This is a genomic window from Stenotrophomonas koreensis (assembly GCF_001431525.1).
GTDB lineage: Bacteria > Pseudomonadota > Gammaproteobacteria > Xanthomonadales > Xanthomonadaceae > Stenotrophomonas > Stenotrophomonas koreensis.
Window position 1 is genome coordinate 34,999 of record NZ_LDJH01000029.1, and the last position, 25,724, is coordinate 60,722.

22 protein-coding genes are annotated in these 25,724 nt (G+C 65.3%); 11 read left to right on the plus strand and 11 right to left on the minus strand.

The features are described from left to right. Positions 1–19: 19 nt before the first annotated feature. Entirely contained in the window at positions 20–1,624 is a 1,605-nt protein-coding gene (locus ABB25_RS13140; RefSeq protein WP_057667526.1) for a peptide chain release factor 3, read from the plus strand. Positions 1,625–1,746: 122 nt separating this feature from the next. Further along, positions 1,747–2,379 carry a PAQR family membrane homeostasis protein TrhA gene (gene trhA / locus ABB25_RS13145; protein WP_057667528.1) on the plus strand — a complete coding sequence of 211 codons (633 nt, stop codon included), beginning with the start codon at positions 1,747–1,749 and terminating at the stop codon, positions 2,377–2,379. A 52-nt stretch (positions 2,380–2,431) separates the two neighbouring features. Here trhA and ABB25_RS13150 read toward each other — a convergent pair whose 3' ends face one another. Both ABB25_RS13150 and mtgA read right to left on the minus strand, forming a co-directional pair. Beyond that, on the minus strand, positions 2,432–3,424 hold the full coding sequence (locus ABB25_RS13150; protein ID WP_057667585.1) for a glycosyltransferase family 2 protein: 993 nt from the start codon (positions 3,422–3,424) through the stop codon (positions 2,432–2,434). A gap of 26 nt (positions 3,425–3,450) precedes the next feature. Next, on the minus strand, positions 3,451–4,170 hold the full coding sequence (mtgA, locus tag ABB25_RS13155) for a monofunctional biosynthetic peptidoglycan transglycosylase (RefSeq protein ID WP_057667530.1): 720 nt from the start codon (positions 4,168–4,170) through the stop codon (positions 3,451–3,453). A gap of 69 nt (positions 4,171–4,239) precedes the next feature. Here mtgA and hslO point away from each other — a divergent pair, with 69 nt between their 5' ends. The 3 genes from hslO to ABB25_RS13170 all read left to right on the plus strand — a co-directional run bounded on the left by hslO (position 4,240) and on the right by ABB25_RS13170 (position 9,169). Then, the gene (gene hslO, locus ABB25_RS13160; protein ID WP_057667587.1) at positions 4,240–5,136 is read left to right on the plus strand and encodes an Hsp33 family molecular chaperone HslO; all 897 of its coding nucleotides are present in this window, start codon (positions 4,240–4,242) and stop codon (positions 5,134–5,136) included. 127 nt (positions 5,137–5,263) lie between these two features. Continuing rightward, complete coding sequence (locus ABB25_RS13165) at positions 5,264–6,091, plus strand: XOO1806 family protein (protein WP_057667532.1); 828 nt, start codon at positions 5,264–5,266, stop codon at positions 6,089–6,091. 246 nt (positions 6,092–6,337) lie between these two features. Then, positions 6,338–9,169 (plus strand): TonB-dependent receptor, encoded by a 2,832-nt coding sequence (locus tag ABB25_RS13170; protein WP_057667534.1) that lies wholly within the window; start codon positions 6,338–6,340, stop codon positions 9,167–9,169. Positions 9,170–9,405: 236 nt separating this feature from the next. On the opposite strand, the gene ABB25_RS13175 is transcribed toward ABB25_RS13170, so the two are convergent. Further along, positions 9,406–10,011, minus strand: a complete 606-nt coding sequence (locus ABB25_RS13175) for a TetR/AcrR family transcriptional regulator (RefSeq protein WP_057667536.1) — start codon at positions 10,009–10,011, stop codon at positions 9,406–9,408. A gap of 120 nt (positions 10,012–10,131) precedes the next feature. On the opposite strand from ABB25_RS13175, the gene ABB25_RS13180 reads away from it, so the two are divergent. The 3 genes from ABB25_RS13180 to ABB25_RS13190 all read left to right on the plus strand — a co-directional run bounded on the left by ABB25_RS13180 (position 10,132) and on the right by ABB25_RS13190 (position 14,062). After that, entirely contained in the window at positions 10,132–11,043 is a 912-nt protein-coding gene (locus tag ABB25_RS13180) for an alpha/beta fold hydrolase (RefSeq protein WP_057667539.1), read from the plus strand. Continuing rightward, on the plus strand, positions 11,040–13,514 hold the full coding sequence (locus ABB25_RS13185; RefSeq protein WP_057667541.1) for an acyl-CoA dehydrogenase: 2,475 nt from the start codon (positions 11,040–11,042) through the stop codon (positions 13,512–13,514). The genes ABB25_RS13180 and ABB25_RS13185 overlap by 4 nt, the downstream gene beginning before the upstream one ends. Positions 13,515–13,591: 77 nt before the next feature. Then, positions 13,592–14,062 carry a hotdog fold domain-containing protein gene (locus ABB25_RS13190; RefSeq protein ID WP_057667543.1) on the plus strand — a complete coding sequence of 157 codons (471 nt, stop codon included), beginning with the start codon at positions 13,592–13,594 and terminating at the stop codon, positions 14,060–14,062. A 91-nt stretch (positions 14,063–14,153) separates the two neighbouring features. On the opposite strand, the gene ABB25_RS13195 is transcribed toward ABB25_RS13190, so the two are convergent. Continuing rightward, positions 14,154–15,494 (minus strand): NTP/NDP exchange transporter, encoded by a 1,341-nt coding sequence (locus tag ABB25_RS13195; protein ID WP_057667544.1) that lies wholly within the window; start codon positions 15,492–15,494, stop codon positions 14,154–14,156. Positions 15,495–15,657: 163 nt separating this feature from the next. Between ABB25_RS13195 and ABB25_RS13200 the strand changes: the two genes are divergently transcribed. Further along, positions 15,658–17,262 carry a GMC family oxidoreductase gene (locus ABB25_RS13200; protein WP_057667546.1) on the plus strand — a complete coding sequence of 535 codons (1,605 nt, stop codon included), beginning with the start codon at positions 15,658–15,660 and terminating at the stop codon, positions 17,260–17,262. Positions 17,263–17,275: 13 nt separating this feature from the next. On the opposite strand, the gene ABB25_RS13205 is transcribed toward ABB25_RS13200, so the two are convergent. After that, on the minus strand, positions 17,276–19,192 hold the full coding sequence (locus ABB25_RS13205) for a M48 family metallopeptidase (protein ID WP_057667547.1): 1,917 nt from the start codon (positions 19,190–19,192) through the stop codon (positions 17,276–17,278). 25 nt (positions 19,193–19,217) lie between these two features. Then, a complete protein-coding gene (locus ABB25_RS13210) occupies positions 19,218–19,817 on the minus strand; it encodes a LemA family protein (protein WP_338062038.1) in 600 nt (199 codons plus the stop codon). Between the two features lie 84 nt (positions 19,818–19,901). On the opposite strand from ABB25_RS13210, the gene ABB25_RS13215 reads away from it, so the two are divergent. Next, positions 19,902–21,302: a serine hydrolase domain-containing protein gene (locus ABB25_RS13215; protein ID WP_057667551.1), complete on the plus strand. Its 1,401-nt coding sequence runs from the start codon at positions 19,902–19,904 to the stop codon at positions 21,300–21,302. An 81-nt stretch (positions 21,303–21,383) separates the two neighbouring features. On the opposite strand, the gene ABB25_RS14645 is transcribed toward ABB25_RS13215, so the two are convergent. Then, positions 21,384–22,145: a hypothetical protein gene (locus ABB25_RS14645; RefSeq protein ID WP_057667553.1), complete on the minus strand. Its 762-nt coding sequence runs from the start codon at positions 22,143–22,145 to the stop codon at positions 21,384–21,386. Between the two features lie 42 nt (positions 22,146–22,187). Here ABB25_RS14645 and ABB25_RS14650 point away from each other — a divergent pair, with 42 nt between their 5' ends. Then, positions 22,188–22,595: a hypothetical protein gene (locus ABB25_RS14650; RefSeq protein WP_152981230.1), complete on the plus strand. Its 408-nt coding sequence runs from the start codon at positions 22,188–22,190 to the stop codon at positions 22,593–22,595. Between the two features lie 269 nt (positions 22,596–22,864). On the opposite strand, the gene gcvH is transcribed toward ABB25_RS14650, so the two are convergent. The 4 genes from gcvH to mazG form a co-directional block, all read right to left on the minus strand. Continuing rightward, positions 22,865–23,260 (minus strand): glycine cleavage system protein GcvH, encoded by a 396-nt coding sequence (gene gcvH, locus ABB25_RS13225; RefSeq protein ID WP_057667556.1) that lies wholly within the window; start codon positions 23,258–23,260, stop codon positions 22,865–22,867. 85 nt (positions 23,261–23,345) lie between these two features. Beyond that, entirely contained in the window at positions 23,346–24,452 is a 1,107-nt protein-coding gene (gcvT, locus tag ABB25_RS13230; protein WP_057667558.1) for a glycine cleavage system aminomethyltransferase GcvT, read from the minus strand. Between the two features lie 121 nt (positions 24,453–24,573). Continuing rightward, positions 24,574–24,900, minus strand: coding sequence for a YnfA family protein (locus ABB25_RS13235; protein WP_057667560.1), 327 nt, complete (start codon positions 24,898–24,900; stop codon positions 24,574–24,576). Beyond that, positions 24,900–25,715, minus strand: a complete 816-nt coding sequence (gene mazG, locus ABB25_RS13240) for a nucleoside triphosphate pyrophosphohydrolase (RefSeq protein WP_057667563.1) — start codon at positions 25,713–25,715, stop codon at positions 24,900–24,902. The genes ABB25_RS13235 and mazG overlap by 1 nt, the downstream gene beginning before the upstream one ends. Positions 25,716–25,724: the final 9 nt, after the last annotated feature.

The window sequence follows — 25,724 nt, forward strand, 5'->3', positions numbered from 1 at the left end:
GCGCGGGCGCGGGTAGCCCATGTCCACAGTTGCCACCGAAGCCGGACGTCGCCGTACGTTCGCAATCATTTCCCATCCTGACGCCGGCAAGACCACGCTGACCGAAAAGCTGCTGCTGTTCGGAGGCGCGATCCAGATGGCCGGCTCGGTCAAGTCGCGCAAGACCAGCAAGCACGCCACCTCCGACTGGATGGCGCTGGAAAAGGAGCGCGGCATCTCGGTCACCTCCTCGGTGATGCAGTTCCCGTACGAGGGCAAGATCGTCAACCTGCTCGACACCCCCGGCCACGCCGACTTCGGCGAGGACACCTACCGCGTGCTGACCGCGGTGGACTCGGCGCTGATGGTGATCGACGTGGCCAAGGGCGTGGAGGAGCGCACCATCAAGCTGATGGAGGTCTGCCGCCTGCGCGACACCCCGATCATGACCTTCATCAACAAGCTCGACCGCGAGGGCAAGGACCCGATCGAGCTGCTGGATGAAGTGGAAACCGTGCTCGGCATCCAGTGCGCGCCGGTGACCTGGCCGATCGGCATGGGCCAGCGTCTGAAGGGCGTGGTCCACCTGATCAGCGGCGAGGTCCACCTGTACGAACCGGGCCGCAACTTCACCCGCCAGGACTCGACCATCTTCGCCTCGATCGACGACCCGGCCCTGGCCGAGCGCATCGGCGAGAAAATGCTCACCGACCTGCGCGAGGAGCTGGAACTGGTGCAGGGCGCCAGCCATCCGTTCGACAAGGCTGCCTACCTGGCCGGCAGGCAGACCCCGGTGTTCTTCGGCTCGGGCGTGAACAACTTCGGCGTGCAGCCGCTGCTGGATTTCTTCATCGAGCACGCCCCGGCGCCGCAGCCGCGTGCCACCACCGGCCGCCAGGTGGCCCCGGCCGAGGACAAGCTGACCGGCTTCGTGTTCAAGATCCAGGCCAACATGGACCCGCAGCACCGCGACCGCGTGGCCTTCATGCGGGTGTGCTCGGGCCGCTTCAGCGCCGGCATGAAGACCTTCCACGTCCGCTCCGGCAAGGAAATGAAGCTGGCCAACGCGCTGACCTTCATGGCCAGTGATCGCGAGATCGCCGCCGAGGCCTGGCCGGGGGATGTGATCGGCATCCACAACCACGGCACCATCTCCATCGGTGACACCTTCACCGAGGGCGAGGCGATCAGCTTCACCGGCATCCCGAACTTCGCTCCGGAACTGTTCCGCCGTGCGCGCCTGAAGGACCCGCTCAAGCTCAAGCAGCTGCAGAAGGGCCTGGCCCAGCTCTCCGAGGAAGGCGCCACCCAGTTCTTCCGCCCGATCATGTCCAACGACCTGATCCTGGGCGCGGTCGGCGTGCTGCAGTTCGACGTGGCCGCCTACCGCTTGAAGGACGAGTACGGGGTGGAAGCGGTGTTCGAGCCGGTCTCGATCACCACCGCGCGCTGGGTCAGCTGCGACAACGAACGGAAGCTGGAAGAGTTCCGCGAAAAGAACGCCTCCAACCTGGCGCTGGATGCTTCCGGCCACCTGGTCTACCTGGCCCCGACCCGGGTCAACCTGCAGCTGGCCCAGGAACGCGCGCCGGACGTGCGCTTTGCCGCCACCCGCGAGACCGCTTACAGCCAGGGCACGGACTGACGCGACCCGATGACCTGCTCCGTACCAGCGCCCGGAGCAGGTCAATCACGGGATATGGCAATGCAGCCATTGCGGGGGACGCGGTAGGATGATTCACCCCACACTGTGACCTGATCCGACCCATGACCTCGATTGCTTCCATCCGCGAGGAAATTGTCAATGCCATGACCCATGGCCTGGCGGCCACCGCGGCACTGGCCGGTGGCGCCGTGCTGATCACCCTGGCGGCGATCTATGGCGATGGCTGGCAGCTGGCCAGCGCGATTGTCTTTGGCGTCACCCTGCTGCTGCTGTACACCGCCTCGACCCTGTACCACGCCATCCAGCACCCGGTATCCAAGGGCCGGCTGAAGGTCTTCGACCACTGCGCGATCTACCTGCTGATCGCCGGCACCTATACCCCGTTCACCCTGGTAGGACTGCGCGGGGCATGGGGCTGGGGCCTGTTCAGCGCGATCTGGACCCTGGCCGTGGCCGGAGTGATCTTCAAGTTGTTCTACACCGGCCGCTTCAAACGGCTGTCCACGCTGATCTACATCGCCATGGGCTGGCTGGTACTGGTGGCGATCAAACCGATGTGGGCGTCACTGGATGGCTGGACCCTGGGCTGGCTGTTCGCCGGCGGCGCCTTCTATACCCTGGGGACGATCTTCTATCACCGCGAATCGATCCCCTACTCGCACGCGATCTGGCACATGTTCGTGATCGGCGGCAGCGTCTGCCACTTTGTCTCGGTCACTTCGGTGATCCTGTAACCCACCCAGCGCCACCAGACCCGCAGCCCCGCCCCCGCGGGGCTGCCGCGTTTCAGGCCGGTTCGTCCTCTGCGCCCTGGGCAACGCCGGCCGGCAGCCAGCTCTCCACCAGGTACAGCGGGCGCTGCTTGGCTTCCTCGTACAAGCGGCCGAGGTACTCGCCGATCAGGCCCAGTGCGATCAACTGCACGCCACCGAGCAACAGGATCACCGCCATCATCGTCGGCCAACCGGCGACCCGGTCACCAAACAACAAGGCCTTGCCGACCACCCAGATCGCAAAGGCAAATGCCAGCCCGGCCGTGGCCAGGCCCAGATAGGTGGCCACCCGCAACGGCGCGGTCGAAAACCCGGTTACCCCATCCAGCGCAAAGTTCCACAGCTTCCAGAAGCCGAACTTGCTGCCCCCGGCCATCCGCGGCTCACGCCGGTACGGCAGGGCGACATGCCGGAAACCGACCCAGCCGAACAGGCCTTTCATGAAGCGCTGGCGCTCCCGCAGCTGGCGCAACGCCGCCAGCGCGCGCGGCGAAAGCAGGCGGAAATCGCCGGTATCGGCCGGGATCGGGGTGCGCGACAGGCGCCCGATCACCCGATAGAACAACGCCGCCGTCACCCGCTTGAGCCAGCCCTCACCCTCGCGCGCAATCCGGGTGCCATGCACATTGTCAAAGCCCTGCTGCCACAACTGGACAAACTGCGGCAGCAGCTCCGGCGGATCCTGGCCATCGGCGTCCAGAATCAAGGCCGCCCCCTCGCTGACCTGGTCCAGGCCGGCGGTCAGGGCCACTTCCTTGCCGAAATTGCGCGACAGCCGCAGCAGGCTCACCCGGCTGTCGGCCGCCGCCAGCGCCTGCAACACCGACCAGGTGTCGTCACTGCTGCCATCATCGACATACAGCACCCGCCCCTGCAGGCCGTCGACCAGCGCCAGCGCCGCCTGGATCCGCGGATGCAGCAATGGCAAGGCCTGCGCCTCGTTGAACGCGGCCACCACCACGGTCAGCTTCAGTGGCAGGCCGGAAGGAGCCGGGATCAGGGTCATCGGCAGGGCCGCCGGTTCAAGGTTCATCATTGTTCCTGCAGATAGCCAGGACCACCGAGCTGGCGTACCTGGCGCTGGATCCAGGCCGCGCGCCGTTGCACATACGGCCCCGGAGTGGCGGCGTTGTAACGCCGCGGCGAGGGCAGCACCGCCGCCAGCCGCGCACACTGGCCAGCCGACAGCCGGGCAGCATCACGGCCAAAGAACCGGCGCGAGGCCGCCTGGGCGCCATACACCCCGGGGCCGAACTCGGCGATGTTGGCGTACATCTCGATGATCCGCTGCTTGGGCCAGAACAACTCGATCAACCCGGTGTACCAGGCTTCCAGGCCCTTGCGTAGCCAGCTGCGGCCCTGCCAGAGGAACAGGTTCTTGGCCACCTGTTGGCTGATCGTGCTGGCACCGCGCACCTTGCCGCCGCGCTCGTTGTGCCTGCGCGCCTTGGCAATCGCATCCAGGTCAAAGCCGCGATGGAACGGAAACTGCTGGTCTTCGGCAGCCACCAGTGAAATCGGCAGGCAGGCGGCCATCTGCCCCCGATCCACCCAGTCATAGGCCACCCAGCTGCGATCCGGGCCGTGGATCCAGCGCCCGGCCTGATCGGCAGCCATCACCATCGAGAACGGCGGATCGACAAACCGCAGCACCAGCACCTGCAACACGCTGAACAGCACCAGCACAAACGGCACAATCAACAACCACCGCCAACCACGCCGACGCTTGCCTGCCGGCTGCCCCGTCCCCATATCCAACCCACCTGTCTACCTGCATTGGTCAGCCATTATCCGCCAATGCCCCTGCCCCCGGATGCCCTGATGACCACCCATACCGACCAGCTTGTACGCTTTCTGCTGCCCGAGGCAGGCGTTCGCGGCGTGCATGTCCAACTCGATGCCAGCTGGGCCGAGCTGCAGTCCCACGCCCAGTACCCGCCCGCCGCTACCGAGCTGCTCGGCCAGGCCCTGGCTGCCAGCGCCCTGCTCACCGGCCACGTCAAGGTTGACGGTCGGTTGTCGCTAACCCTGCGCAGCCCGTCGGACCTGCACACCCTGTTTGCCGAGTGCACCTCGGCCGGTACCGTGCGCGGCCTGGTGCGCCTGGCCGAAGGCCGGGATGCCCCGCGCCAGCTCAATGCCCTGGGCGACCAGGCCATGCTCGCCATGACCATCGAAAACCCCGGCCTGGACCCGCGCGAGCCGCAGCGCTACCAGAGCCTGATCAACCTTGACGCCGTCAGCCTGGACGGTGCCCTGGAAGATTATTTCCGCCGTTCCGAGCAGCTTCCCACCCGGCTGCTGCTCACTGCCGACGGCAACGGCATTGCCGGCCTGATGCTGCAGAAGCTGCCCGGTGACGAGGGCGACAGCGATGGCTGGAACCGCGCCTGCGCGCTGTTCGATACCCTCGGCCAGGCCGAACTGGCCACTACCCAAGCCGAAACCCTGCTGCACCGGCTGTTCCATGAAGAGGCGGTGCAACTGCTGGGCAACAAGCCGCTGCGCTTTGCCTGCTCCTGCTCGCCGGAGCGGGTCAGGGACATGCTGCAGTCGCTGGGCCAGCAGGAGGCCCTGGCGGCCGCCGAGGCCAATGACGGCGAAGTCGAGGTGCGCTGCGAGTTCTGCGCACGCGAGTATCACTTCTCTTTGACCGACCTGAACTTATTGTTCAACCCCGCCCACATGCACGCCACCTCTGCCGACCGGCTGCATTGACAGCACAGATATGGAACGCAGGTCGCGATCTGGGGAGATCGCGACTTGTTAAGGATTCATAATATTCCTACGATGGCGTACCGGCCGTCGCCGGAACTTTCCTGTTTGCCCGGTGTCAAAGGCTACGATGCGCTCCCTGCTCCGACTACCGCTGACCTTGCTGCTCGCCACCGCCGTGGCGGGCGTGGCCCATGCCGGCGGGCCCGACGGCACGGTGCTGCCTGTCTGGAACAGTGACAACGGCAAGGTCGAAGCCCTGCTGCTGCTGGAGCCCACCAGTGAATCGGGCAGCAACTGGCGCCTGGGCCGTTCCAGCCTCGGAGCCACCTTCGGCCTGGACCAGGACGATTCGCTCGGCCTGCTGTGCAGCAATGCACCGGCGGGCACGGCGCTGTCGGCACTGGCCAGCAACTGCATGCTGGCCCGCAGCGATGGCAGCACCCGGCAGTTCAACACCGGCGCCAGCCTGGTCCGCCCCGGCGGCCGGCTCGGAGTCAGTGTCGGCAACAGCCGGCACCAGCTTCCCGCCTGGCTCAATACCAATCCGCGCGGCGGCAGCCGTGGTGAGCAGGCCAACCTGACCGTCATCGGGCAACGGAACATCGGCCGCGAAGGCTTCGTGTCGCTCGCCGGCACCTACGCCCGGGCACGACTGGTGCCGATGGCCGATGCCCCCGCAGCGCTGATCAGCCAGTGGGACAGCAAAAGCATCAGCGTCGGTGCCGGCTACGGGCCCTTCAGCGCCAATATCGTCGGGCGTGTCATCGATGCCCCCGGACGCGAAGGCAAATGGGAGGGGCTGGGCCTGGGCATTACCTGGCGGACCCCCTGGAGCGGCCAGCTCACCGTCGGTGCCGACAACGTCATCACCCGCGGCAAGAACCCCTTCGCCCCGCGCAATGCGGGCGATGACGAAGGCACCGTGCCTTACGTGCGTTACCAGCAAGATCTCTGATCCACAACGACGGCGCCGCAACGGCGCCGTCTTGCATTGCGCATTCATCAGCCTGAACAACGATCACGAAACCGTACGCATCGGCAAGTACGTATCGGGCTATTTCGGAAATTTGTTTACGAATCTTTAATTTCCGCAAAACCCCGGTTAGTATCGGCTCAGCCTGAGTGTTCTTGGAGCCGGTTTTCGTCTCCCCTCGCAGGCCAATCAATTAACTGTTCCAACCCGCTTGGAGAGAGAGAGAGCATGAATTGCAAGCAGAGCAAGCTGCGTGACGCCGTGCTGATCGCACTGGCCGTTGGCGCTGCTGGTACCACCGGCACCGTGTTCGCGCAAGATTCCACCACCACCCTGGACCGCCTGGAAGTCACCGGCTCGCGTATCCGCCAGGTCGACGTTGAAACCGCCCAGCCGGTGCTGAGCATTTCGCGTCAGGACATCGAGTCCCAGGGCTTTGCCTCTGTGGGTGACATCCTGCAGAACATCTCCGCCACCGGCAGCCCGTCCTTCAGCCGCTCCTCGCCGCTGACGTCCAACCAGGAAGCCGGCGGCCAGTACATCGATCTGCGCAACCTGGGTGCACAGCGCACCCTGGTGCTGGTCAACGGCAAGCGTCTGGCCATCAGCCCGGACGGTTTCCAGGACGTCTCCACCATCCCGACCGTGATGGTCGAGCGTATCGAAGTGCTGAAGGATGGCGCCTCCTCCATCTATGGCTCGGACGCCATGGCCGGTGTGATCAACATCATCACCCGCAAGAACTTCACCGGCGCAGAAGCCAATGCCTACATCGGCCAGTACAGCCAGGGCGATGGCTCCAAGAAGTCCTATGACATGGTCATCGGCATGGCAGGCGAACGCGGCTCGCTGACCATCGGTGCCGAAGTGCATGAAGAAGAAGCCGTGTGGGCCAAAGACCGCCACTACTCGGCCGACACCTATCCGGGCTTCTCGCCGAACAGCTCGCTGACCTCTGTCGGCCAGTGGGGCAACTGGCGCCCGTCGGGCACCAGCGGCGCATGGCAGGCTCCGAACCGTGGCGGCAGCGCCCTGGGCGCTGACCAGTTCCACGACCAGACCATTGATGACACCAGCAACTCGGCACATCAGATGATGCTGCTGACCCCGCTGGAGCGTCGCGCGGTCTACATCAACGCCAATTACGACATCACCGACACTATCCGCTTCACCTCGGATATCGGTTATACCCGTCGCGAATCGAACCGTCAGATTGCCGGTTACCCGACCCAATCGGCCGCTGTTGGCGCTCCGATGTCGGCTGACAGCTACTTCAACCCCACCGGCGGTGCGAGCGCCGTTGACTGGCGCCGTCGCGGCTGGGAGCTGCCGCGCACCACCGACACCACCGTGTCGCAGTGGCGTTTCACCGCCGGCCTGGAAGGCTCCTTCGAAGTGGGCGAGCGCTACTTCGATTGGGATGCTGGCTACATGTTCAGCGAAACCGACACCACCATCATCAACAACGGCAACTTCTACATCCCGGGCATCAAGTCTGCGGTTGGCCCGTCGTTCCTGAATGACCAGGGTGTGGTGCAGTGCGGTACGGCTGCCAATCCGATTGCGTTGACCTCCTGCACCCCGTGGAACCCGTTTGCCGGTTTCGGTACCGGTGCAGTGGCCAACTCGCTGGATGACCCGAACGTGGTCAACCACCTGTTCAAGCAGGAACACGCGCTGGGCCTGAGCAAGACCCACAACTACTTCGCCAACCTGTCCGGTTCGCTGTTCACCCTGCCGGCCGGTGACCTGGGCTTCGCCCTGGGCTATGAGTACCGCAAGGAAGAAGGCGGCTTCACCCCGGATGCGATTTCCCAGTCCGGTGAATCCACCAACCTGGCTTCGGGCCCGACCTTCGGCACCTACACCGTTGACGAGTTCTACCTGGAATTGAACGTGCCGATCCTGGCCGACCTGCCGGGTGCCAAGGAACTGACCTTCAACGCCGCCACCCGTTACTCCGATTTCAACACCTTCGGTGACACGGTCAACAACAAGTTCGGCCTGAAGTGGCGTCCGACGGATGACCTGCTGGTGCGCGCCACCTACGCCGAGGGCTTCCGCGCCCCGACCATTGGTGACCTGTACGGCGGTTCCTCGCAGACCTTCACCACCGGCTTCCGCGACCCGTGCGACAGCGTCTACGGTACCGCCCGTGGTTCGGCCAAGTGCTTGGCTGATGCCGGTGCCGGCTTCCGCCAGCTGAAGCAGGGCTTCGTCCCGACCGACGGCCCGGCTGACCAGACCCCGGTCCCGTTCAACTCCGGCTCCAACCCGTTCATGGAGCCGGAAACCTCCGAGTCCACCACCATCGGTATGGTCTGGAGCCCGTCGGCAATCGAAGGCTTCTCCACCAGCCTGGATTTCTGGAAGGTGCGCATCGAAAACACCGTGGTGTCCGATAGCCCGAACCAGATCCTCAGCGACTGCTATGTCAACCTGATCGAATCGCGTTGCTCACAGTTCTCGCGTGATCCGGCCAATGGCAACATCGTGGGCGAACTGACCTACGGCATGCGCAATGCCGGCTACACCGAAACCGAAGGTTTCGACTTCGAAGTCAGCTACGGCATGGAAACCGCCGTTGGCCGCTTCAACGCCAAGGTCAGCAGCACCTACGTCAGCAAGTACGAGTCCACTGCCACCAACGAGCCGGGTGTGATCCCGTCGCAGTCCAACGGCTTCAATGCGGCGTTCCGTAACCGCACCAATGCCAACCTGTCCTGGAACCAGGGCGACTGGTCGGCCAACTGGGGCGTGCGTTACTACTCCGGCACCAAGGAACAGTGCTACTTCGACGAGCGCTGCACCCTGCCGAACTACCAGGCTCCGGACACCCAGGGCACCATCGTTCCGTTGAACGAACTGGGTGGCGTGACCTTCCATGACCTGCAGATCAGCTGGGCTGCACCGTGGAATGCCCGTATCTCGGTCGGTGCCAACAACGTCTTCAACAATGAAGGCCCGTTGCACTTCGATCAGCCGAGCTCCAACTTCTCGTACTACGGTGGCTTCGATGTGGGCCGCTTCCTGTACATGAAGTACAACCAGAAGTTCTGATCAATCCGTTGATCTGAAAAGAAGGTGACTACGGCCCCGCAAGGGGCCGTAGTTGTTTGCGGTAGCAGTCGGCGCGCCACGCCTTGCCAGCAAGGCAGGCGGCCGGCAGCGCTGATCCCGTACTCACTCCCCATCAGACCGCGAACCTGGATACCGGAGCACATGGCCTGGATTCCAGACACAAAAAAGCGTCGGTACCGCACGGCACCAACGCTGGCTTGAGCACTGCCCTTGGGTCAACCCGGGATCAGGGTGGTGATCATGTGCTCGACATAGGATTCGAACTCTTCGCGCTGCTGCCGCGGCTGCTGCAGGTGCATGGTCAGCTGCAAGAAGCCGACATAGGCGGCGTAGGCCAGGCGTGCACGGTGCTGGGCCGCCACCCCTTCCAGACCGGCCTGCTGGAAGGCCTTGACCAGATAGTCCAGACGCCGGCGCGAGATCCGGTCAATCACCGGCCGCACCATCGGGTGATCCAGTGCCTTGAGCAGCTCGCTGTAGATGATGTGCGGAGTGACCTCATGGGCGGCAAGCAGGAACAGCGCGCGCAGCCGCTGGCGCGGATCCGGAACATCTTCCAGGCTGCCGAAGACATCCTGTTGCTCAAACAGCTCCCAGCGCTCCAGTGCCGCCTGCAGCAGGGCGTCACGGGACGGGAAATGCCAGTAGAAGCTGCCCTTGGTCACGCCCAGCCGGCGCGCCAGGGGCTCCACCGCCACCGCGCCAACGCCCTGTTCGGCAATCAGGTCCAGCGCCGCTTGCGCCCAGTCATCAGCGCTCAGGCGCTGGTTGCGCCCGCGGCCCGGCGCTTGTTCGCCGGCAGTGAGGGTATCGGTTGTCATTGCTGGATTTAACCATACCAATCACTGTTTGGCAGTATGTAAATGGTCCAATGTTGCTTTGCAGGCATTTCCATACCCGGCAGTATTGACTTACCCCGCACCCTGTCCATACCATTAGGTATGGACAAAACAGCGCAGCCTTGCATTCCGTTCAACGACAGTCTTGCTGGCGTGGATGGCAGTGCGTTGGCGCTTACCCGCCATCCCGGGCCGCGGGTGCCGGTACTGTTGGCCCATGGTTTCGGACAGACCCGGCACAGCTGGGCAGCCACGGCCCGGCAACTGGCAGCACACGGATTTTCCAGCCTGGCCTACGATGCCAGGGGACACGGGCAATCGCCGTGGAACCCGGCCGGTCAGCCGTATCATCCCCAGCAGTTTGTCGATGACCTGATCGCCGTCAGTGGCCAGCTCTCGCCTACTCCGGTGCTGGTGGCCGCCTCGATGGGCGGGTTGTTCGGGCTGATGGCCCAGGCCCGCTGGCCGGGGCTGTTTTCGGCCATGGTGCTGGTGGACATCACCCCACGCTGGGAAACCAAGGGGGTTGAACGGATCCTGGCCTTCATGCAGGCGCATCCGGAAGGCTTTGACTGTTTCCGGCATGCCGCCGATGAGATCGCCCGTTACCAGCCGCACCGCCCACGCAAGAGCGAACAGGCACTGCGTAACCTCCTGCGCCAGAGCGAAGATGGCCGCCTGCACTGGCATTGGGACCCACGCCTGCTCAGCGAGCTCGGCCAGGGGGCCCAGGCCCACCAGCAGGCCATTGCCGAAGCGGCCCGCCGTATCGATTGCCCGCTGCTGTTGATCAGCGGCGGCCGCAGCGACATGCTCAGCCAGGCCACCATCGATGAATTCCTGCAACTGGTGCCACACGCCCGGCACACGCAATTGCCGCAAGCCACGCATATGCTGGCCGGCGACGACAACCACGCTTTTACCACCACCGTGATCCAGTACCTGGACAGCCTGCCGGTGCTTGCCACCGACGGAAAGTCCGCCACCTCGCACCTGACCGGAGCCTTGCAATGACCCTCGTGATTCCTTTCCTGGCGCTCGCGCTGGCGGGCGGCTTTGTCGCCTACCACCGCAAGAGCCTGCTGCTGTGGACCGTGCTCAGCGCCATTGCACTGGCGATCTGCTGGTTCACCGGCGTCAACCAGACCGCGGTGATCGTGGCCGCGGCGATCGTGGCGCTGATCAGCGCCATCGTGCTGCTGCCGTTCCTGCGCAAGCCGCTGGTCAGCGCACCGTTCATGGGCTTCTTCCGCAAGGTGCTGCCGCCGCTGTCGCAGACCGAGAAGATCGCGCTGGAAACCGGCTCGGTCGGTTTTGAAGGCGAGCTGTTCACCGGTGACCCGGACTGGAACATCCTGCTCAACTATCCCAAGCCGCAGCTCACTGCCGAGGAACAGGCTTTCCTGGATGGCCCGGTGGAAGTGCTGTGCAAGATGGTCAACGATTTTGAAATCACCCATGTGCATGCCGACCTGCCGCCGGAGATGTGGGAGTTCATCAAGAAGAACAAGTTCTTCGGCATGATCATCCCGAAGGAATACGGCGGCCTGGGCTTCTCGGCTCTGGCCCACCACAAGGTGATCCAGAAGCTGGCCTCGATCTCCTCGGTGGTGTCCTCCACCGTCGGCGTGCCCAACTCGCTGGGCCCGGGCGAGCTGCTCAACCACTACGGCACCAAGGAGCAGAAGGATTACTACCTGCCGCGGCTGGCCGTCGGTGAGGAAGTGCCCTGCTTTGGCCTGACCGGCCCGTTCGCCGGCTCCGACGCGACCTCGATCCCGGACTACGGCATCGTCTGCCGTGGCATGTGGAACGGCGAGGAAGTGCTCGGCCTGAAGCTGACCTTCGACAAGCGCTACATCACCCTGGCCCCGGTCGCCAGCCTGATCGGCCTGGCCTTCCGCATGTACGACCCGGACCACCTGCTGGGCGATGTGGAAGACATCGGCATCACCCTGGCGCTGTTGCCGCGTGACACCGATGGCGTGGAAATCGGCCGTCGCCACTTCCCGCTCAACTCCACCTTCCAGAACGGCCCGATCCGCGGCAAGGATGTCTTCATCCCGCTGAGCCAGATCATCGGTGGCCCGGAGAAGCGTGGCCTGGGCTGGAACATGCTCAACGAGTGCCTGGCCGTCGGCCGCTCGATCACCCTGCCCTCCACCGGTTCCGGTGGCGCCAAGGCCGGCGCGGTGGTGACCGGTGCCTATGCCCGCATCCGCAAGCAGTTCGGCCTGTCGGTCGGCCGTTTCGAGGGCGTGGAAGAAGCACTGGCCCGCATCGGCGGCAAGGCCTACAAGATCAGCGCGCTGTCCCAGGCCACCGCCGCGGCAGTGGACCGTGGTGACGTGCCGTCGGTGCCGTCGGCCATTGCCAAGTACCACTGCACCAACATGAGCCGTGAGGTCATCACCGACGTGATGGACATCATCGGCGGCAAGGGCATCATCCTGGGGCCGCGCAACTTCGCCGGCCGCAGCTGGCAGGCATCGCCGATCGCGATCACCGTGGAAGGCGCCAACATCATGACCCGCTCGCTGCTGATCTTCGGTCAGGGCGCGATCCTCTGCCACCCGTGGGTGCTGAAGGAAATGAAGGCCGCCCAGGACGAGGACCGCGCCGCCGGCCTGCGTGAGTTCGACAAGAGCCTGTTCGGCCACATCCGCTTTGGCATCTCCAATGCTGTCCGCTCGTTCTGGTTCGGCCTGACCGGCTCGCGCATCGGCGCCGCCCCGGGCGATGCCTACACCCGCCGCTACTTCCGCAAGCTGGACCGCTACTCGGCCAACCTGGCGCTGATGGCCGACATCTCGATGATGACCCTCGGCGGCAAGCTGAAGTTCAAGGAAGGCCTGTCCGGCCGCCTGGGCGATGTACTCAGCCACATCTACATGACCAGCGCGATGCTCAAGCGCTACCACGACGAAGGCGCACCGGTGGCCGAGCAGCCGCTGCTGGCCTGGGCCTTCCACGACAGCGTGCACAAGATCGAGGAAGCGCTGTCGGCGGCGCTGCGCAACTTCCCGATCCGCCCGGTGGGCTGGCTGATGTGGCTGCTGGTGTTCCCGCTGGGCCGTCGTGCCGAGGCCCCTGGCGACCGGCTGGGCCACCGCGTTGCCTCGCTGCTGATGTCGGCCAACCCGGCCCGTGACAGCCTGGCCCGCGGGGTGTTCCTGACCCCGGGCCAGAACAACCCGGGTGGCCGCATCGCCAGCTACCTGGAGCAGGCCATCGCCGCCGAGCCGGTGGAGCGCAAGCTGCTCAAGGCGCTGAAGACCGGCGCCATCAAGGCCCTGGACTTCCCGGCCCAGCTGGACGAGGCCGTGGCCAAGGGCCTGCTGACCGAGGCCGAGCGCGTGCAGCTGCAGGAACTGCGCAAGATCATCATCGACACCATCTCGGTGGACGATTTCGATGTGCACGAACTGCGTGCGGCCAGCTTCTACGACCTGCCGGGCAAACAGCGCCCGCAGCAGGCGGCATAAGCCAGCACATGCCTCACGACGGCGGGCCGCAAGGTCCGCCGTTTTTGTATCCGACCTGTTCGAGCAACGGAGCTTCCATGGCCCTGGATCTACCCGCCCTGCATCGCCGCCTGTCCGCCTGGCCCGCTGGCCAGTGGCTGTTCTCGAGGATGGTCTGCGCCAGGGCCCCCTACTTCGGCACCATCGCCCCGCGCATCACCGTGCTGGAAGCCGGCCGCTGCGAGGGGCACATCAATGACCGCCGCGCCGTGCACAACCACCTCGGCACGGTGCACGCCATTGCCCTGTGCAACCTGGCCGAGCTGGTGATGGGGCTGCTGGTCGATGCCGCCACCCCGGCGGACATGCGCTGGATCCCCAAGGGCATGCAGGTGCAGTACCTGAAGAAGGCCCAGGGGCGGATCCGGGCCAGCGCTGTGCTGCCGGCGCCGCTGCACAGCGCCGGGGCCGGCTACGAGGTGGTGGTGCCGGTGCGCCTGAGCAACCCCGCTGGCGAGCTGGTCTGCCAGGCCGATGTCACCTGCTGGATCTCGCCGCGTCGGCGCTGAGCCGGACTGGCCGGCCGTGCCTCGGCACGACCGGCACGCAGACGACAACGCCGGGCACTGCCCGGCGTTGTTGCATCAGCGGCCAGGGCGCTCAGCCTTCGCTGCGCTCCGGGGCCAGCTTCTTCTCTTCGCCCAGCACCCGCCAGGCGGCAAACGTCATGCCCGAGGCCACCAACACGCCGAGGCCAAACACCGCCGACGAACCGAAGATCGCAAAGGCCTTGTGCAACCAGACAAAGGTCAGGTCACCGCCACGGTAGACCACGGTATCGATCGCCGCACCACTCTTGTAGCGCCACTCGCGCCCGACCCGGGTATAGATGGTCTCGCGCGCGGGCTTGCCCAGCGAGAACTCCGACGAGCGGGTCATGACCTGGACGATGGCCACGATGATCGGCAAGGGCGAGGCGGCCAGGATCGAGAAACCCAGGATGATGCCGATGCCCGGGATCAACAGCGCCGGGGCGATGCCAAAGCGCGACAGCAGCGCGCGGGTGATCAGCAACTGCACTACCAGCGTCAGCGTGTTCACCGCCAGGTCGATGGTGGCGTAGAAGGCAGTAGCCTGGCGCGGATCAGGATAGTGCGCACGCACGATCGCCGCCTGCTCGTTGTAGAGCAGGGTTCCCACGCCAACGGCCAGCAGCATCAGCACCGCCAGCCAGCGCAGCAGCGGCTCGCGCACGATCAGCTTCAGCCCGGCCCAGACCTCGCCCCCCATCGGTTGCTCGCCGCTGCTCAACTGCTGGCGTGCCTCGCGTGCCACCGCATACGGACGCAGCTTGATGATGCACAGCACGCAGATGCTGAGCAGGCTGGCCGAGACCAGCATCAGGTTGGCGATGCCCACGCTTTCGACCAGGGTGCGGGTCAGCACCGGGCCAAGAAAGGCCCCCAGGGTGCCGGCCGCGCCGATGTAGCCGTAGTACGCCCTGGCCTGCACATTGGTGTAGATGTCGGCCATGAAGCTCCAGAACACCGCCACCGCGAACAGGTTGAACACGGTCAGCCACAGGAAGAAGGCCATGCCACGCCCGGCCACACCGCTGTCGAACAAGCCATAGAACAGCAACAGGGTGGCAATGAAAAAACCATACACCACCGGCAGGAAAACCCGCCGTGGATGCCGGCTGACCAGCCAGCCATACAGCGGCTGCAGCGCGAGCATGATCAGGAAGGTGCAGGTGAACAGGATCTGCAGGATGTACTTGTCCAGCGGCATTCCCAGCCCGGCAAAGAACTGGATCATCGCCGGCGGGAACACCGCATTGACATCGGCTGCCGCGCCCATCGCCTCGCGTACCGGGCGCAGCACGTAGTAGCCGGAAAGCAGGCAGAAAAAATACACGAAGGTCCAGCCCAGCGCCGGCGTCTGTGCCATCGCACCGCTCAGGCCACGCCAGCCGCGCGGCAGGGTCTGTTGCCCGCTCATCGATCCACCCGGCAGGGGGTGACAGGAACACGCGTGGCGGACATCGGGGGCACTCCGTTTCAAAGCGCGCAAGGTAAACGATGCGCCGCAGCATCGCCAGTGGATGGCGTCATGCAGGGACACCTTTGGCCTATGCTTGGCAACCACCTTGGGGAAGGGTTCCATGTACGACTACATCATCGTCGGCGCCGGCTCGGCCGGCTGTGTCCTGGCCAACCGGCTCAGTGCCAACCCTCAGAACCGGGTCCTGCTGATCGAGGCCGGCCCGGCCGACCGCCACCCGTTCATCCACATGCCGGCCGGCATTGCCCACCTGGTCAACAACCGGCGCCTGAACTGGAGCTATGACACCGCGTCCGAACCGCAGCTGGACGGACGCCGGCTATGGTGGCCACGCGGCAAGGTGCTCGGCGGCTCCAGTGCGATCAATGCGATGTGCTACATCCGCGGCGTACCCGGTGACTATGACCGCTGGGCCAGCGCCGGGGCCGAGGGCTGGCACTGGGACAACGTGCTGCCCTACTTCCGCCGCAGCGAATGCAACAGCCGTGGCGGCGATGCCCTGCATGGTGATGCCGGCCCATTGCATGTGGCCGACCTGCGCCACGTCAACCCGTTGAGCCAGGCCTTCATCGAGGCCGGGCAACAGGCCGGCTGGCCGCACAATCCCGACTTCAATGGCCCGCAGCAGCAGGGCGTGGGTCTGTACCAGGTCACCCAGAACGACGGCGCACGCTGCTCCTCGGCGGTGGCCTACCTGGCACCGGTGCGCCAGCGCCCGAACCTGCAGGTGATCACCGGCGCGCTGGTGGAGCGGCTGCAGCTGCAGGGCCAGCGGGTGACCGGGGTGCACTACCGCGTCCGCGGCAGGTCACAGCTGGCCCAGGCACAGGGCGAAGTGCTGCTGTGCGCCGGCGCGGTCAACAGCCCGCAGCTGCTGATGCTGTCCGGCATCGGCCCGGCAGCGGAGCTGCGCCGGCACGGCATCGACGTGGTGCTGGACCAGCCCGCGATCGGCGCCAACCTGCAGGACCACCTGGACATCTGCACGCTCTACCACACCGTGCCCGGGGTCAGTTACGACCGCGCCAGCGAACTGAAGGTGGCCATCGATTACTACCTGCGTGGCCGCCGCGGTGCCGGCACCAGCAATGTCGCCGAAGCCGGCGGCTTCGTGCGCTCACGCTTTGCCCCGGACGAGCGTGCCGACATCCAGTTCCACTTCGTGCCGGCCATGCTCGACAACCACGGCCGCCAGCGCCTGCCCGGCGATGGCTACACCCTGCATGCCTGCTACCTGCATCCGCGCAGCCGTGGCCGCATCGGCCTGGCCAGTGCCGACCCGGCGGCAGCACCACGGATCCAGGCCAACTACCTCAGCGATGCCGAAGGCTTTGATCTGCGCATGATGGTCGAGGCTGCGCGGCTGTCGCGCGACATCCTGCGCCAGCCGGCGTTTGACCGCTGGCGTCGCGCACCGATCTTCCCGGCACGCGATGACCTGGACGAGGCCGGGCTGGAAGCCTTCATACGCGCCAAGGCCGAGACCATCTACCACCCGGCCGGCACCTGCCGCATGGGCAACGATGCGCGCGCGGTGGTCGACCCGCAGCTGCGCGTGAACGGCATCGCCGGCCTGCGCGTGGTCGATGCCTCGGTGATGCCGACCCTGGTCACCGGCAACACCAACGCGCCGACCATGATGATCGCCGAGCGCGCCGCCGACCTGATCCTGGGCAGCGCCACGACCACGGCCCTGACCGGCTGACTTGCACGGCCTTTCAGTTGCCGGCCTGCAGACAGGCCGGCAGTGGGCAGTGCAGCACACCGCAGACGGTGCGCAGCAGCTCGGCCTCGGCGACCCGGATATGGCCGTCATGGGCCATCGCTGCCACCAGCGACTCCACCACCAGCTGCTTGGCCAGCGGCTCCAGGCCATCGAGCACCGGCCACACCGTCTCCAGTGCACGCACGCCATTGGCCGGCGGCTGGTAGACCATGCCCTGCCCGGCCACTACCCGCTGCAGCCCGGCGGCATAGGCTTGCCGCGCCAGTGCCGGCTGTCCCGGATGGCCGGCCTCGGCCATCACCGACAACAGCAAGGAAAACTCCTTCTGTACCGCACCGACACGGCGGCGGCCAAAATGTACGTGTGCAGCCGGGTCCAGCGCCTCGATCACCTGGGTGCGCAGCAGGCGCGCCAGGCAGTATTCGAACAACGTCAGCTCACCATCAAGCTGCACCATGGCATCAATGGCCTGTACCAGTTGCTGCAGCTGCGGCCGCGGGTTGCCGCGCAGGGCCGGAAAGGCCAGCGCGGCCAACGGCAGGCGCAGGCCGGCATGCAGCTGGGCGCACAGGGGCCAGAGTTCACCCATCGGCTGCAGCAGCACCGGGCCGAAAACCCGCTCGACAATGGCCCGCTGTTGCTGCCGCAGCTGCTCACTGCCATCCAGCAGCAAGGCCAGTACCAAGGCCAGTGCCTGCTGCCGGTTGCGCGCTGCTGCCAGCAGGTCAGCGGGCAACTGCCCATGCAACCGCTGGGCCTGACGGTAGTCATCCTGGCCCGGGTTGGCCACCTGGGTACTGACCATCCGCGGCGCCAGCGAAGGGGCCACCGCGCCTGCCGCTGCCAGTGGCGGCGAGGCATTGCCTGCCGCCAGACCCAACACCCGGTCCTCCTCCAGGCCATCAGGCGCACTGCGCTGCCAGCGTTGCTGCAGCAGCTTCAGATGCAGGGCACTGAAGCCTGGTTCCAGCCGGGCGATGCGTTCGAGCATCGGCGGGTGGGTGGCAAACCAGCGCCGGTATGCAAAGCCCTCGCCGAACAGCATGTGGCTGACTTCCTCCGCACCAGCACGATCGACCAGCCGCGAACCTTCCGGCAAGCCGGCGATCTTCTTCAGCGCCCCGGCCAGACCGGCATTGTTGCGGGTGAACTGCACGGCCGAGGCATCGGCCAGTACTTCACGCTGGCGGCTCACCGCAGCCTTGATCAGGCGCGCAAAGAACACCCCGACCGCACCGATGATGACTGCCGCCAGGCCGGCACAGAGGATTGCTGCCACCGGGCCGATGCCACCGCGTCGACGGGACAGGCCACTGCTGCTGGCGGCGCCGAGCAATTTACGCCCGATGACCCCCAGCATCAGGATGCCGAACAATACGCCCATCAGGTGGATGTTCAGCCGCATGTCGCCATTGAGCACATGCGAGAACTCGTGCGCTATCACCCCCTGCAGTTCGTCGCGATTGAGCCGCAGCAAGGCGCCGCGAGTGACCGCCACCGCCGCATCGGACGGGCTGTAACCGGCAGCAAAGGCATTGATGCCCTGCTCGTCATCCAGCACGAACAGCAGCGGCACTGGAATCCCGGCAGCGATGGCCATCTCCTCGGCCACATTGCGGTAACGGCGCAACAGTGGATCGGAGGTGTCGGCCGGTACCAGACGGCCTCCCATCTGTGCGGCAATCAGTGCACCACCGCCGCGCAGGGCGCGTACACGCCACCATGAGGCAATGCCGATCACCAGCGCCGTGGCCAGGCTGAGCAGCGCCTGCGCCTGCAGGTCAGCTCCCAGCACCGGGTACGCGGCCAGGTTGACCGCCAGCACGATGGCCAGCACCGCCAGCACAAACAACAGCACCAGGCGCGTGGTCGCCCGCCGCGCCTGATGCTGGTACCTGAAGAAATTCATGGCTGTCCCCGCAGCACCCGCAAACTCAGAAGCGAACCGATGGCGCTGCCCGGGTCTGTGCCCGCTCTTCGAGCGGGATCTCCAGCAGGCTGGCCTGTTGGAAGTTGAACGGCCCGGCAATCAGGCTGCCCGGGAACATTTCGCAGCGGGTGTTGTAATCGGTCACCGCATCATTGAACGCCTGGCGGGCAAAACCGATGCGGTTCTCGGTGCTGGTGAGTTCTTCAGCCAGCTGCAGCATGTTCTGGTTGGCCTTCAGCTCCGGATAGGCTTCGGACACGGCCAGCAGCCGGCCCAGCGCGCCATTGAGCTGCTCCTGCCCTGCCGCCAGCCCGGCCATCGCCGCCGCATCGCCCGGGTTGGCCTTGGCCGCCGCCAGGCCCTGCTGGGCCGCATTGCGTGCGGCAATCACCGCCTCCAGGGTCTGCCGCTCGTGGGCCATGTAGCCCTTGACGGTTTCCACCAGGTTGGGAATCAGGTCAAAACGCCGCTGCAGCTGCACATCAATCTGGGCAAAGGCATTGCGCCAGGCATTGCGCGCACGCACCAGGCCATTGAACGTGCCCACGCCCCACAGCGCAACGCCGCCGAAAACCACCAGCACCAACAACAGAAAAACCACCATTCCCATCCTTGTCCCCCGGTTTGTGTAATCGCAAAAACAGGCGCTAGAATCGTTCCAGCCGCAAGCATACAGGCAACACCCACGATGAAAGCTTCCCACCGGCAGGCGCGCAAGCGCCCGATCGTCATGGCCCTGCTGGCCGTACTGCTGCCCACAGCGATCATCTGCACCGCGCAGGCACTGGGGCCTGCTGACAGCAGTGCCAGCGCTGTCCCGGTTCCGGTCAATCTTGAGCACACCGCTGCGCCGCCCGCCCAACCGCAGGCATGGCGTCAGCCACTGGCAGAAGAAGCGGTCAAACCCCTGCCGGCCAGCTTTGACCTGGCCGCGATCGAATCGCAAGCCGAGCAGTTGACCTGGGGCAACCGGGTACCGGGCATCTCGATGGCGATCGTGCAGGGCGGCCAGATCCTCAGCGCCCGCGGTTATGGGGTCACCGATGTCAGCAATCCCGAACCGGTCGATGCCCACACCGTCTTCCGCCTGGCCTCGTTGTCCAAGGCCTTTGCCGGAACGATGGCCGGATTGCTGGTCGAAGATGGCACGCTGCGCTGGGACAGCCGGATCGTCGATTACGTCCCGGACTTTGCCCTGCGTGATCCGGCAGCCACCCAGGCACTGACGGTTGCCGATGTGCTCAGTCACCGCGTCGGCCTGCCCTACAACGCGTTTGATCGTGATGTCGAAGCCAACGCTGACTACCACACCCTGACCCGGCGTCTGGCCAATGCGCCACTGACCTGCCATCCGGGCCAGTGCTATGCGTACCAGAACGTCGCCTTCAGCCTGATCGGCGATGTGGTCTTCGCCGCCTCGGGCAACTTCTACGAGCAGGCCGTGGACCGGCGCATCCTCAAACCGCTGGGCATGAACGATGCCAGCCTGGGCCTGCACGGCATCATGGGCAGCACCCGCTGGGCACGGCCGCATGTGCGCAGCCGCAACGGTTGGGCCGCCTTGAATCCCAAGCCCACCTACTATCGTGTGGCTCCGGCCGCCGGCGTCAACGCCAGTGCGGCGGACATGGCGCAATGGCTGCTGGCCCAAACCGGGCATCGCCCCGATGTGCTGTCCAGGCCGCTGCTGGCCACGCTGCACGCCCCGCTGGTCAGCACTCCCGGTGAATTGCGCTCCGGCTGGCGTCGCGAGCGCTTGAATGCTGCCGGTTACGCGCTGGGCTGGCGCGTGTTCGACTACCGCGGCCACACCGTGGTGTTCCATGCCGGTGCCGTGCAGGGTTACCGCGGCTTGCTGGCCCTGCTGCCGGAGCGGGACCTGGGCGTGTCGATCAGCTGGAATGGAGAAAGCCCGTTGCCTTCCGGGCTGCTGCCCACCGTGATCGATGCGGCACTCGGACTGCCCAGTGATGACAGCTGGCTGGATGTTGCGCCGTTGACCCCGGAATTGCTGCAGGCACAGCGGCCTGCCGGTGCTCCGCTGCCCTCGGGCATCAGCTCGCACCGCGCACTCACTGCCCCGCCGTAAGCGGCGCCCAGCCGCTGCCACAAGCACAACGGGCGGCCATTGGCCGCCCGTTGTATTTCCTCCCATACCGAACCGCTGGCGTCAGTCAGCCGCCGGATTCTTGGGCATTTCCGCAATCGGCAGCACACTGACGTCGGCAGCCTTGGGCTTGCGCGCCGGCTTGACGCCGTTGCCACCGACTGCCTTCCTGGCAGCGGTCTTGGTCACCGATTTCTTGGCAACCACTTTCTTGGTCGCCACCTTCTTGGTGGTCGCGACCTTCTTGCCGGCCTGCTTGGCAGCCTTCTTCACCGCCGGCTTGGCAACGGCCTTCTTGGCTGCCTTCTTCACCGCCGGCTTGGCAACGGCCTTCTTGGCTGCCTTCTTCACCGCGGGCTTGGCGACGGCCTTCTTGGCTGCCTTCTTCACCGCCGGCTTGGCGACGGCCTTCTTGGCAACCTTCTTCACCGCTGGCTTGGCAACGGCCTTCTTGGCAACCTTCTTTACCGCCGGCTTGGCAACGGCCTTCTTGGCAACCTTCTTTACCGCCGGCTTGGCAACGGCCTTCTTGGCAACCTTCTTTACCGCCGGCTTGGCGACGGCCTTCTTGGCTACCTTCTTCACCGCCGGCTTGGCGACGGCCTTCTTGGCTACCTTCTTCACCGCCGGCTTGGCGACGGCCTTCTTGGCTACCTTCTTCACCGCCGGCTTGGCAACGGCCTTCTTGGCAACAACCTTCTTCGCTACGGCTTTCTTGGCGGCGGTCTTCTTCACTGCCGGCTTGGCGGCGGCAGCCTTCTTGGCGACCTTTTTCACCGCTTTCTTTGCTGCCGGCTTGTTGCTCGCGACTTTCTTCGTGGCCATACGATGGCTCCTCGTCAGTGATCTATCAGGTTAACAACCCAGGTGACACAGCCCGCACGCGCACCGCGCTACGACCTCCGGACCCAAGCGACATCCGGTTACGGATACGCAGACAGCCGCGGCATTGCGGCCGCGACTGTCATCGGCAGTGTCATTGCCTTGCCCATCGTTGAGCATGTCACCGCAAGCCGTGGTCAACCGACCCATGGCAAGTGCGAGCTGACAGTTCAACAATCGATGGATGATCTGGATCACGGGCACCAGCAACGTCATCTGCTTGTGGCGAAACCTAATCATCGTTTTTTTTACTGTCAACTCTCCAGGTGCAATCAACGTCAGACACCCGACATGGCAACGTTGAAAAACCTGCATGCCACCACGCCGGCGCAGCAGGCCGGCCGCCATGTGGCAACCACCAGCAGAAGCGATGAGCTACTTCAAACCGCTTGAAACAGGCACTCAAACCACATCACTGAGGTAAACACGGATCACCGGCGCAGCATCAACAACCCGCCAATCCAGCAGCGAGCAACAGACAGCATGCTGTGGCAGGCAGGTGCGGCGCTGTCGCAACAGAGCACAACAATCGGCGGTTGGCATCGACCAACTGCGCAACTTCCTGGTCACTGTTTTATCGCGTTCGATGATCGCAGCGCATGTAAGCAGAAATAAAAAAACGGCCGCACCAGGCGGCCGTTTCTGCACAACACACTCAATCCTCAGTGCGCGTCGTCTTCCAGCACAGCGGCATAGGCATCGGCATCGAGCAGCGCGTCCAGCTCGGCCTTGTCGGCCAGCTCGACCACGAACAGCCAGCCTTGACCGTAGGCATCTTCGTTGATGGTTTCCGGCTTGTCAGACAGCGCATCATTGACGGCCACCACGGTACCCGAGACCGGGCTGTACACATCCGAAGCTGCCTTGACCGATTCGACCACGGCCACCGGATTGCCGGCGGTGACACTGTCGCCTACGGCGGGCAGTTCGACATACACCAGGTCACCGAGCAGGCCCTGGGCATGATCGGAAATACCGACGGTGGCGCGGCCGTCGCTTTCAATACGGACCCACTCATGGGACTTGAGGAACTTAAGCTCGCCGGGGATCTGGCTCATGAAACTGCTCCGGATAAAGGACGGTTGGAACGGGGTGGATAGTGTAGCCGAGCGCTCAGCCGCCCGGCCGTTGTGAACAGCAGGATCAGAGCAGAACGCCCGGCTGGGCGACGCCTTCACGCACAAACGGGAACTTGACCACGCGCACCGCGACGTGACGGCCACGGATATCAACACGCACATCGGCCACGCTGCCGGCAGGCACGCGTGCAAAGGCAATCGCCTTGCCCAGGGTCGGCGAGAAGGTTCCCGACAGGATTTCGCCCTGGCCATTTTCGGTCAGCACGACCTGGCCATGGCGCAGGACGCCCTTGTCGTCCATCACCAGCCCGATCAACTGGGTCGGCACGCCGGCAGCCTTCTGCGCTTCCAGAGCGGCACGGCCGATGAAATCACGGCCTTCGTCCAGCGCCACGGTCCAGCCCAGGCCGGCTTCGAACGGGGTAACCGATTCGTCCATGTCCTGGCCATACAGGTTCATGCCGGCTTCCAGGCGCAGCGTATCGCGGGCGCCGAGCCCGGCCGGCTTGACCCCGGCGGCCAGCAGTTTTTCCCAGAACGCAACCACGGCACTCTGCGGCAGCAGGATTTCAAAGCCGTCTTCACCGGTGTAGCCGGTGCGGGCCACAAACAGCGCCACGCCATCGGCAGCGCGCACATCCACCGCACTGAAGCGTGCCAGCTTGTCCAGCGCATCACGCTGATCGGCTGCCACCAGCTCGATCACCTTGGCACGCGCCTGCGGGCCCTGCACGGCGATGATGGCCAGGTCTTCGCGCAGCTGCACCTCGACCTGGAAGGCAGCGGCATGCTGCTTGATCCATGCCAGATCCTTTTCACGGGTCGAGGCATTGACCACCAGACGGAAGAAATCCTCGCCCAGGAAATAGACGATCAGATCGTCGATCACCCCGCCCTGGGCATTGAGCATGCACGAATACAGCGCCTTGCCCTGCACCTTGAGCTTGTCGATGGAGTTGGCCAGCAACTGGCGCAGGAACGCACGCACGTTGGCGCCACGCAGGTCGACAACCGTCATGTGGCTGACGTCGAACATGCCGGCCTGCTGACGCACCAGATGATGCTCGTCAATCTGTGAGCCGTAGTGGATGGGCATATCCCAACCACCGAAATCCACCATCTTGGCGCCCAGCGCGCGATGTGAGTCGTTCAGAAGGGTCTTTGCAGTCATCGCCTTGCATCCAACACAGGAATAGAGGCGGCATTATCCCAGATTCACCCTGCCCCGGCCGCTGTCCGCGGCGGCTGCCTGGCGGCACTGGCGCAAACCTGCAGTGCCGTGTGCGGAGTGCTCAGGCCTGGCGTGGACCGAGCATGATCGCGGCCATCCCGGCCAGGCACAGCGCCACACCGAGCACATCCCAGCGTGTCGGACGGATGCCGTCCACCAGCCACAGCCACGCCAGGGCGGCGCTGACATAGACACCGCCATAGGCGGCATAGGTACGCCCGCTGGCGGTGGGGTGCAGGGTCAACAGCCAGGCAAACAGCGCCAGCGCCACTGCCGCGGGCAGCAACAACCAGACACTGCCGCCCTTGCGCAGCCACAACCACGGCAACCAGCAGCCAACAATCTCCGCCAGCGCGGTCAGTGCGAACAGGGCGAAGGTCTTGAGCATCACTCCTGCGCCTTGACCGCCTGCCAGAGCGCCTCCTGCGCCGACAGGTCCAGCTGGTCGAAGGCCTGCCCCTGCGCGGCCGCCAGGACCTCCATCGCACGGAAGCGCCGCTCGAACTTCAGGTTGGCCCGGCGCAGGGCCGCGCCGGGATCGACCCGGGCATGCCGTGCCAGGTTGGCCGCAACAAACAACAGGTCACCGATTTCCTCTTCCAGTGCCTCGTGGTTGTCGGCCGGCGCGGCGGCGTCAAATTCGGCGCGGACCTCGGCCAGTTCCTCGGCCAGCTTGTCCAGCACCGGCCCCGGGCCGGGCCAGTCAAACCCGGTACGCGCCGCACGCGACTGCAGCTTGCTGGCCTTGAGCCACTCCGGAAGCCCGGCGCTGATGCCGGCCAGCGCCGAGTTGTCACTTTCGCCGCGGGCGGCGCGTTCGGCGCGTTTGATCTGGTCCCAGTTGGCCAGCACCTGCCCGGCATCGGCGGCCTGGGCCTGGGCAAACACATGCGGGTGACGACGCAGCATTTTCTCGGTGATGCTCAAGGCGACGTCTTCGAAGTCGAACAGACCGGCCTCACTGGCCATCTGGGCATGGAATACCACCTGCAGCAGCAGGTCCCCGAGCTCATCGCGCAGGTCGGCCATATCGTCGCGGTCAATCGCCTCGGCGACCTCGTAGGCCTCTTCGATGGTGTAGGCGGCGATGCTGGAAAAATCCTGCTCCAGATCCCACGGGCAACCGCCATCGGGGTCACGCAGGTCGGCCATCACCGCCAGCAGTCGGTCAATCGGACGCGGGTGTCCAGGTACAGGCTTCATGCATGCTCC

Coding starts and splice junctions, on each gene's coding strand:
- ABB25_RS13140 (WP_057667526.1), top strand. CDS start 20: ATGTCCACAGTTGCCACCGAAGCCGGACGTCGCCGTACGTTCGCAATC.
- trhA (WP_057667528.1), top strand. CDS start 1,747: ATGACCTCGATTGCTTCCATCCGCGAGGAAATTGTCAATGCCATGACC.
- ABB25_RS13150 (WP_057667585.1), bottom strand. CDS start 3,424: ATGACCCTGATCCCGGCTCCTTCCGGCCTGCCACTGAAGCTGACCGTG.
- mtgA (WP_057667530.1), bottom strand. CDS start 4,170: ATGGGGACGGGGCAGCCGGCAGGCAAGCGTCGGCGTGGTTGGCGGTGG.
- hslO (WP_057667587.1), top strand. CDS start 4,240: ATGACCACCCATACCGACCAGCTTGTACGCTTTCTGCTGCCCGAGGCA.
- ABB25_RS13165 (WP_057667532.1), top strand. CDS start 5,264: ATGCGCTCCCTGCTCCGACTACCGCTGACCTTGCTGCTCGCCACCGCC.
- ABB25_RS13170 (WP_057667534.1), top strand. CDS start 6,338: ATGAATTGCAAGCAGAGCAAGCTGCGTGACGCCGTGCTGATCGCACTG.
- ABB25_RS13175 (WP_057667536.1), bottom strand. CDS start 10,011: ATGACAACCGATACCCTCACTGCCGGCGAACAAGCGCCGGGCCGCGGG.
- ABB25_RS13180 (WP_057667539.1), top strand. CDS start 10,132: ATGGACAAAACAGCGCAGCCTTGCATTCCGTTCAACGACAGTCTTGCT.
- ABB25_RS13185 (WP_057667541.1), top strand. CDS start 11,040: ATGACCCTCGTGATTCCTTTCCTGGCGCTCGCGCTGGCGGGCGGCTTT.
- ABB25_RS13190 (WP_057667543.1), top strand. CDS start 13,592: ATGGCCCTGGATCTACCCGCCCTGCATCGCCGCCTGTCCGCCTGGCCC.
- ABB25_RS13195 (WP_057667544.1), bottom strand. CDS start 15,494: ATGAGCGGGCAACAGACCCTGCCGCGCGGCTGGCGTGGCCTGAGCGGT.
- ABB25_RS13200 (WP_057667546.1), top strand. CDS start 15,658: ATGTACGACTACATCATCGTCGGCGCCGGCTCGGCCGGCTGTGTCCTG.
- ABB25_RS13205 (WP_057667547.1), bottom strand. CDS start 19,192: ATGAATTTCTTCAGGTACCAGCATCAGGCGCGGCGGGCGACCACGCGC.
- ABB25_RS13210 (WP_338062038.1), bottom strand. CDS start 19,817: ATGGTGGTTTTTCTGTTGTTGGTGCTGGTGGTTTTCGGCGGCGTTGCG.
- ABB25_RS13215 (WP_057667551.1), top strand. CDS start 19,902: ATGAAAGCTTCCCACCGGCAGGCGCGCAAGCGCCCGATCGTCATGGCC.
- ABB25_RS14645 (WP_057667553.1), bottom strand. CDS start 22,145: ATGGCCACGAAGAAAGTCGCGAGCAACAAGCCGGCAGCAAAGAAAGCG.
- gcvH (WP_057667556.1), bottom strand. CDS start 23,260: ATGAGCCAGATCCCCGGCGAGCTTAAGTTCCTCAAGTCCCATGAGTGG.
- gcvT (WP_057667558.1), bottom strand. CDS start 24,452: ATGACTGCAAAGACCCTTCTGAACGACTCACATCGCGCGCTGGGCGCC.
- ABB25_RS13235 (WP_057667560.1), bottom strand. CDS start 24,900: ATGCTCAAGACCTTCGCCCTGTTCGCACTGACCGCGCTGGCGGAGATT.
- mazG (WP_057667563.1), bottom strand. CDS start 25,715: ATGAAGCCTGTACCTGGACACCCGCGTCCGATTGACCGACTGCTGGCG.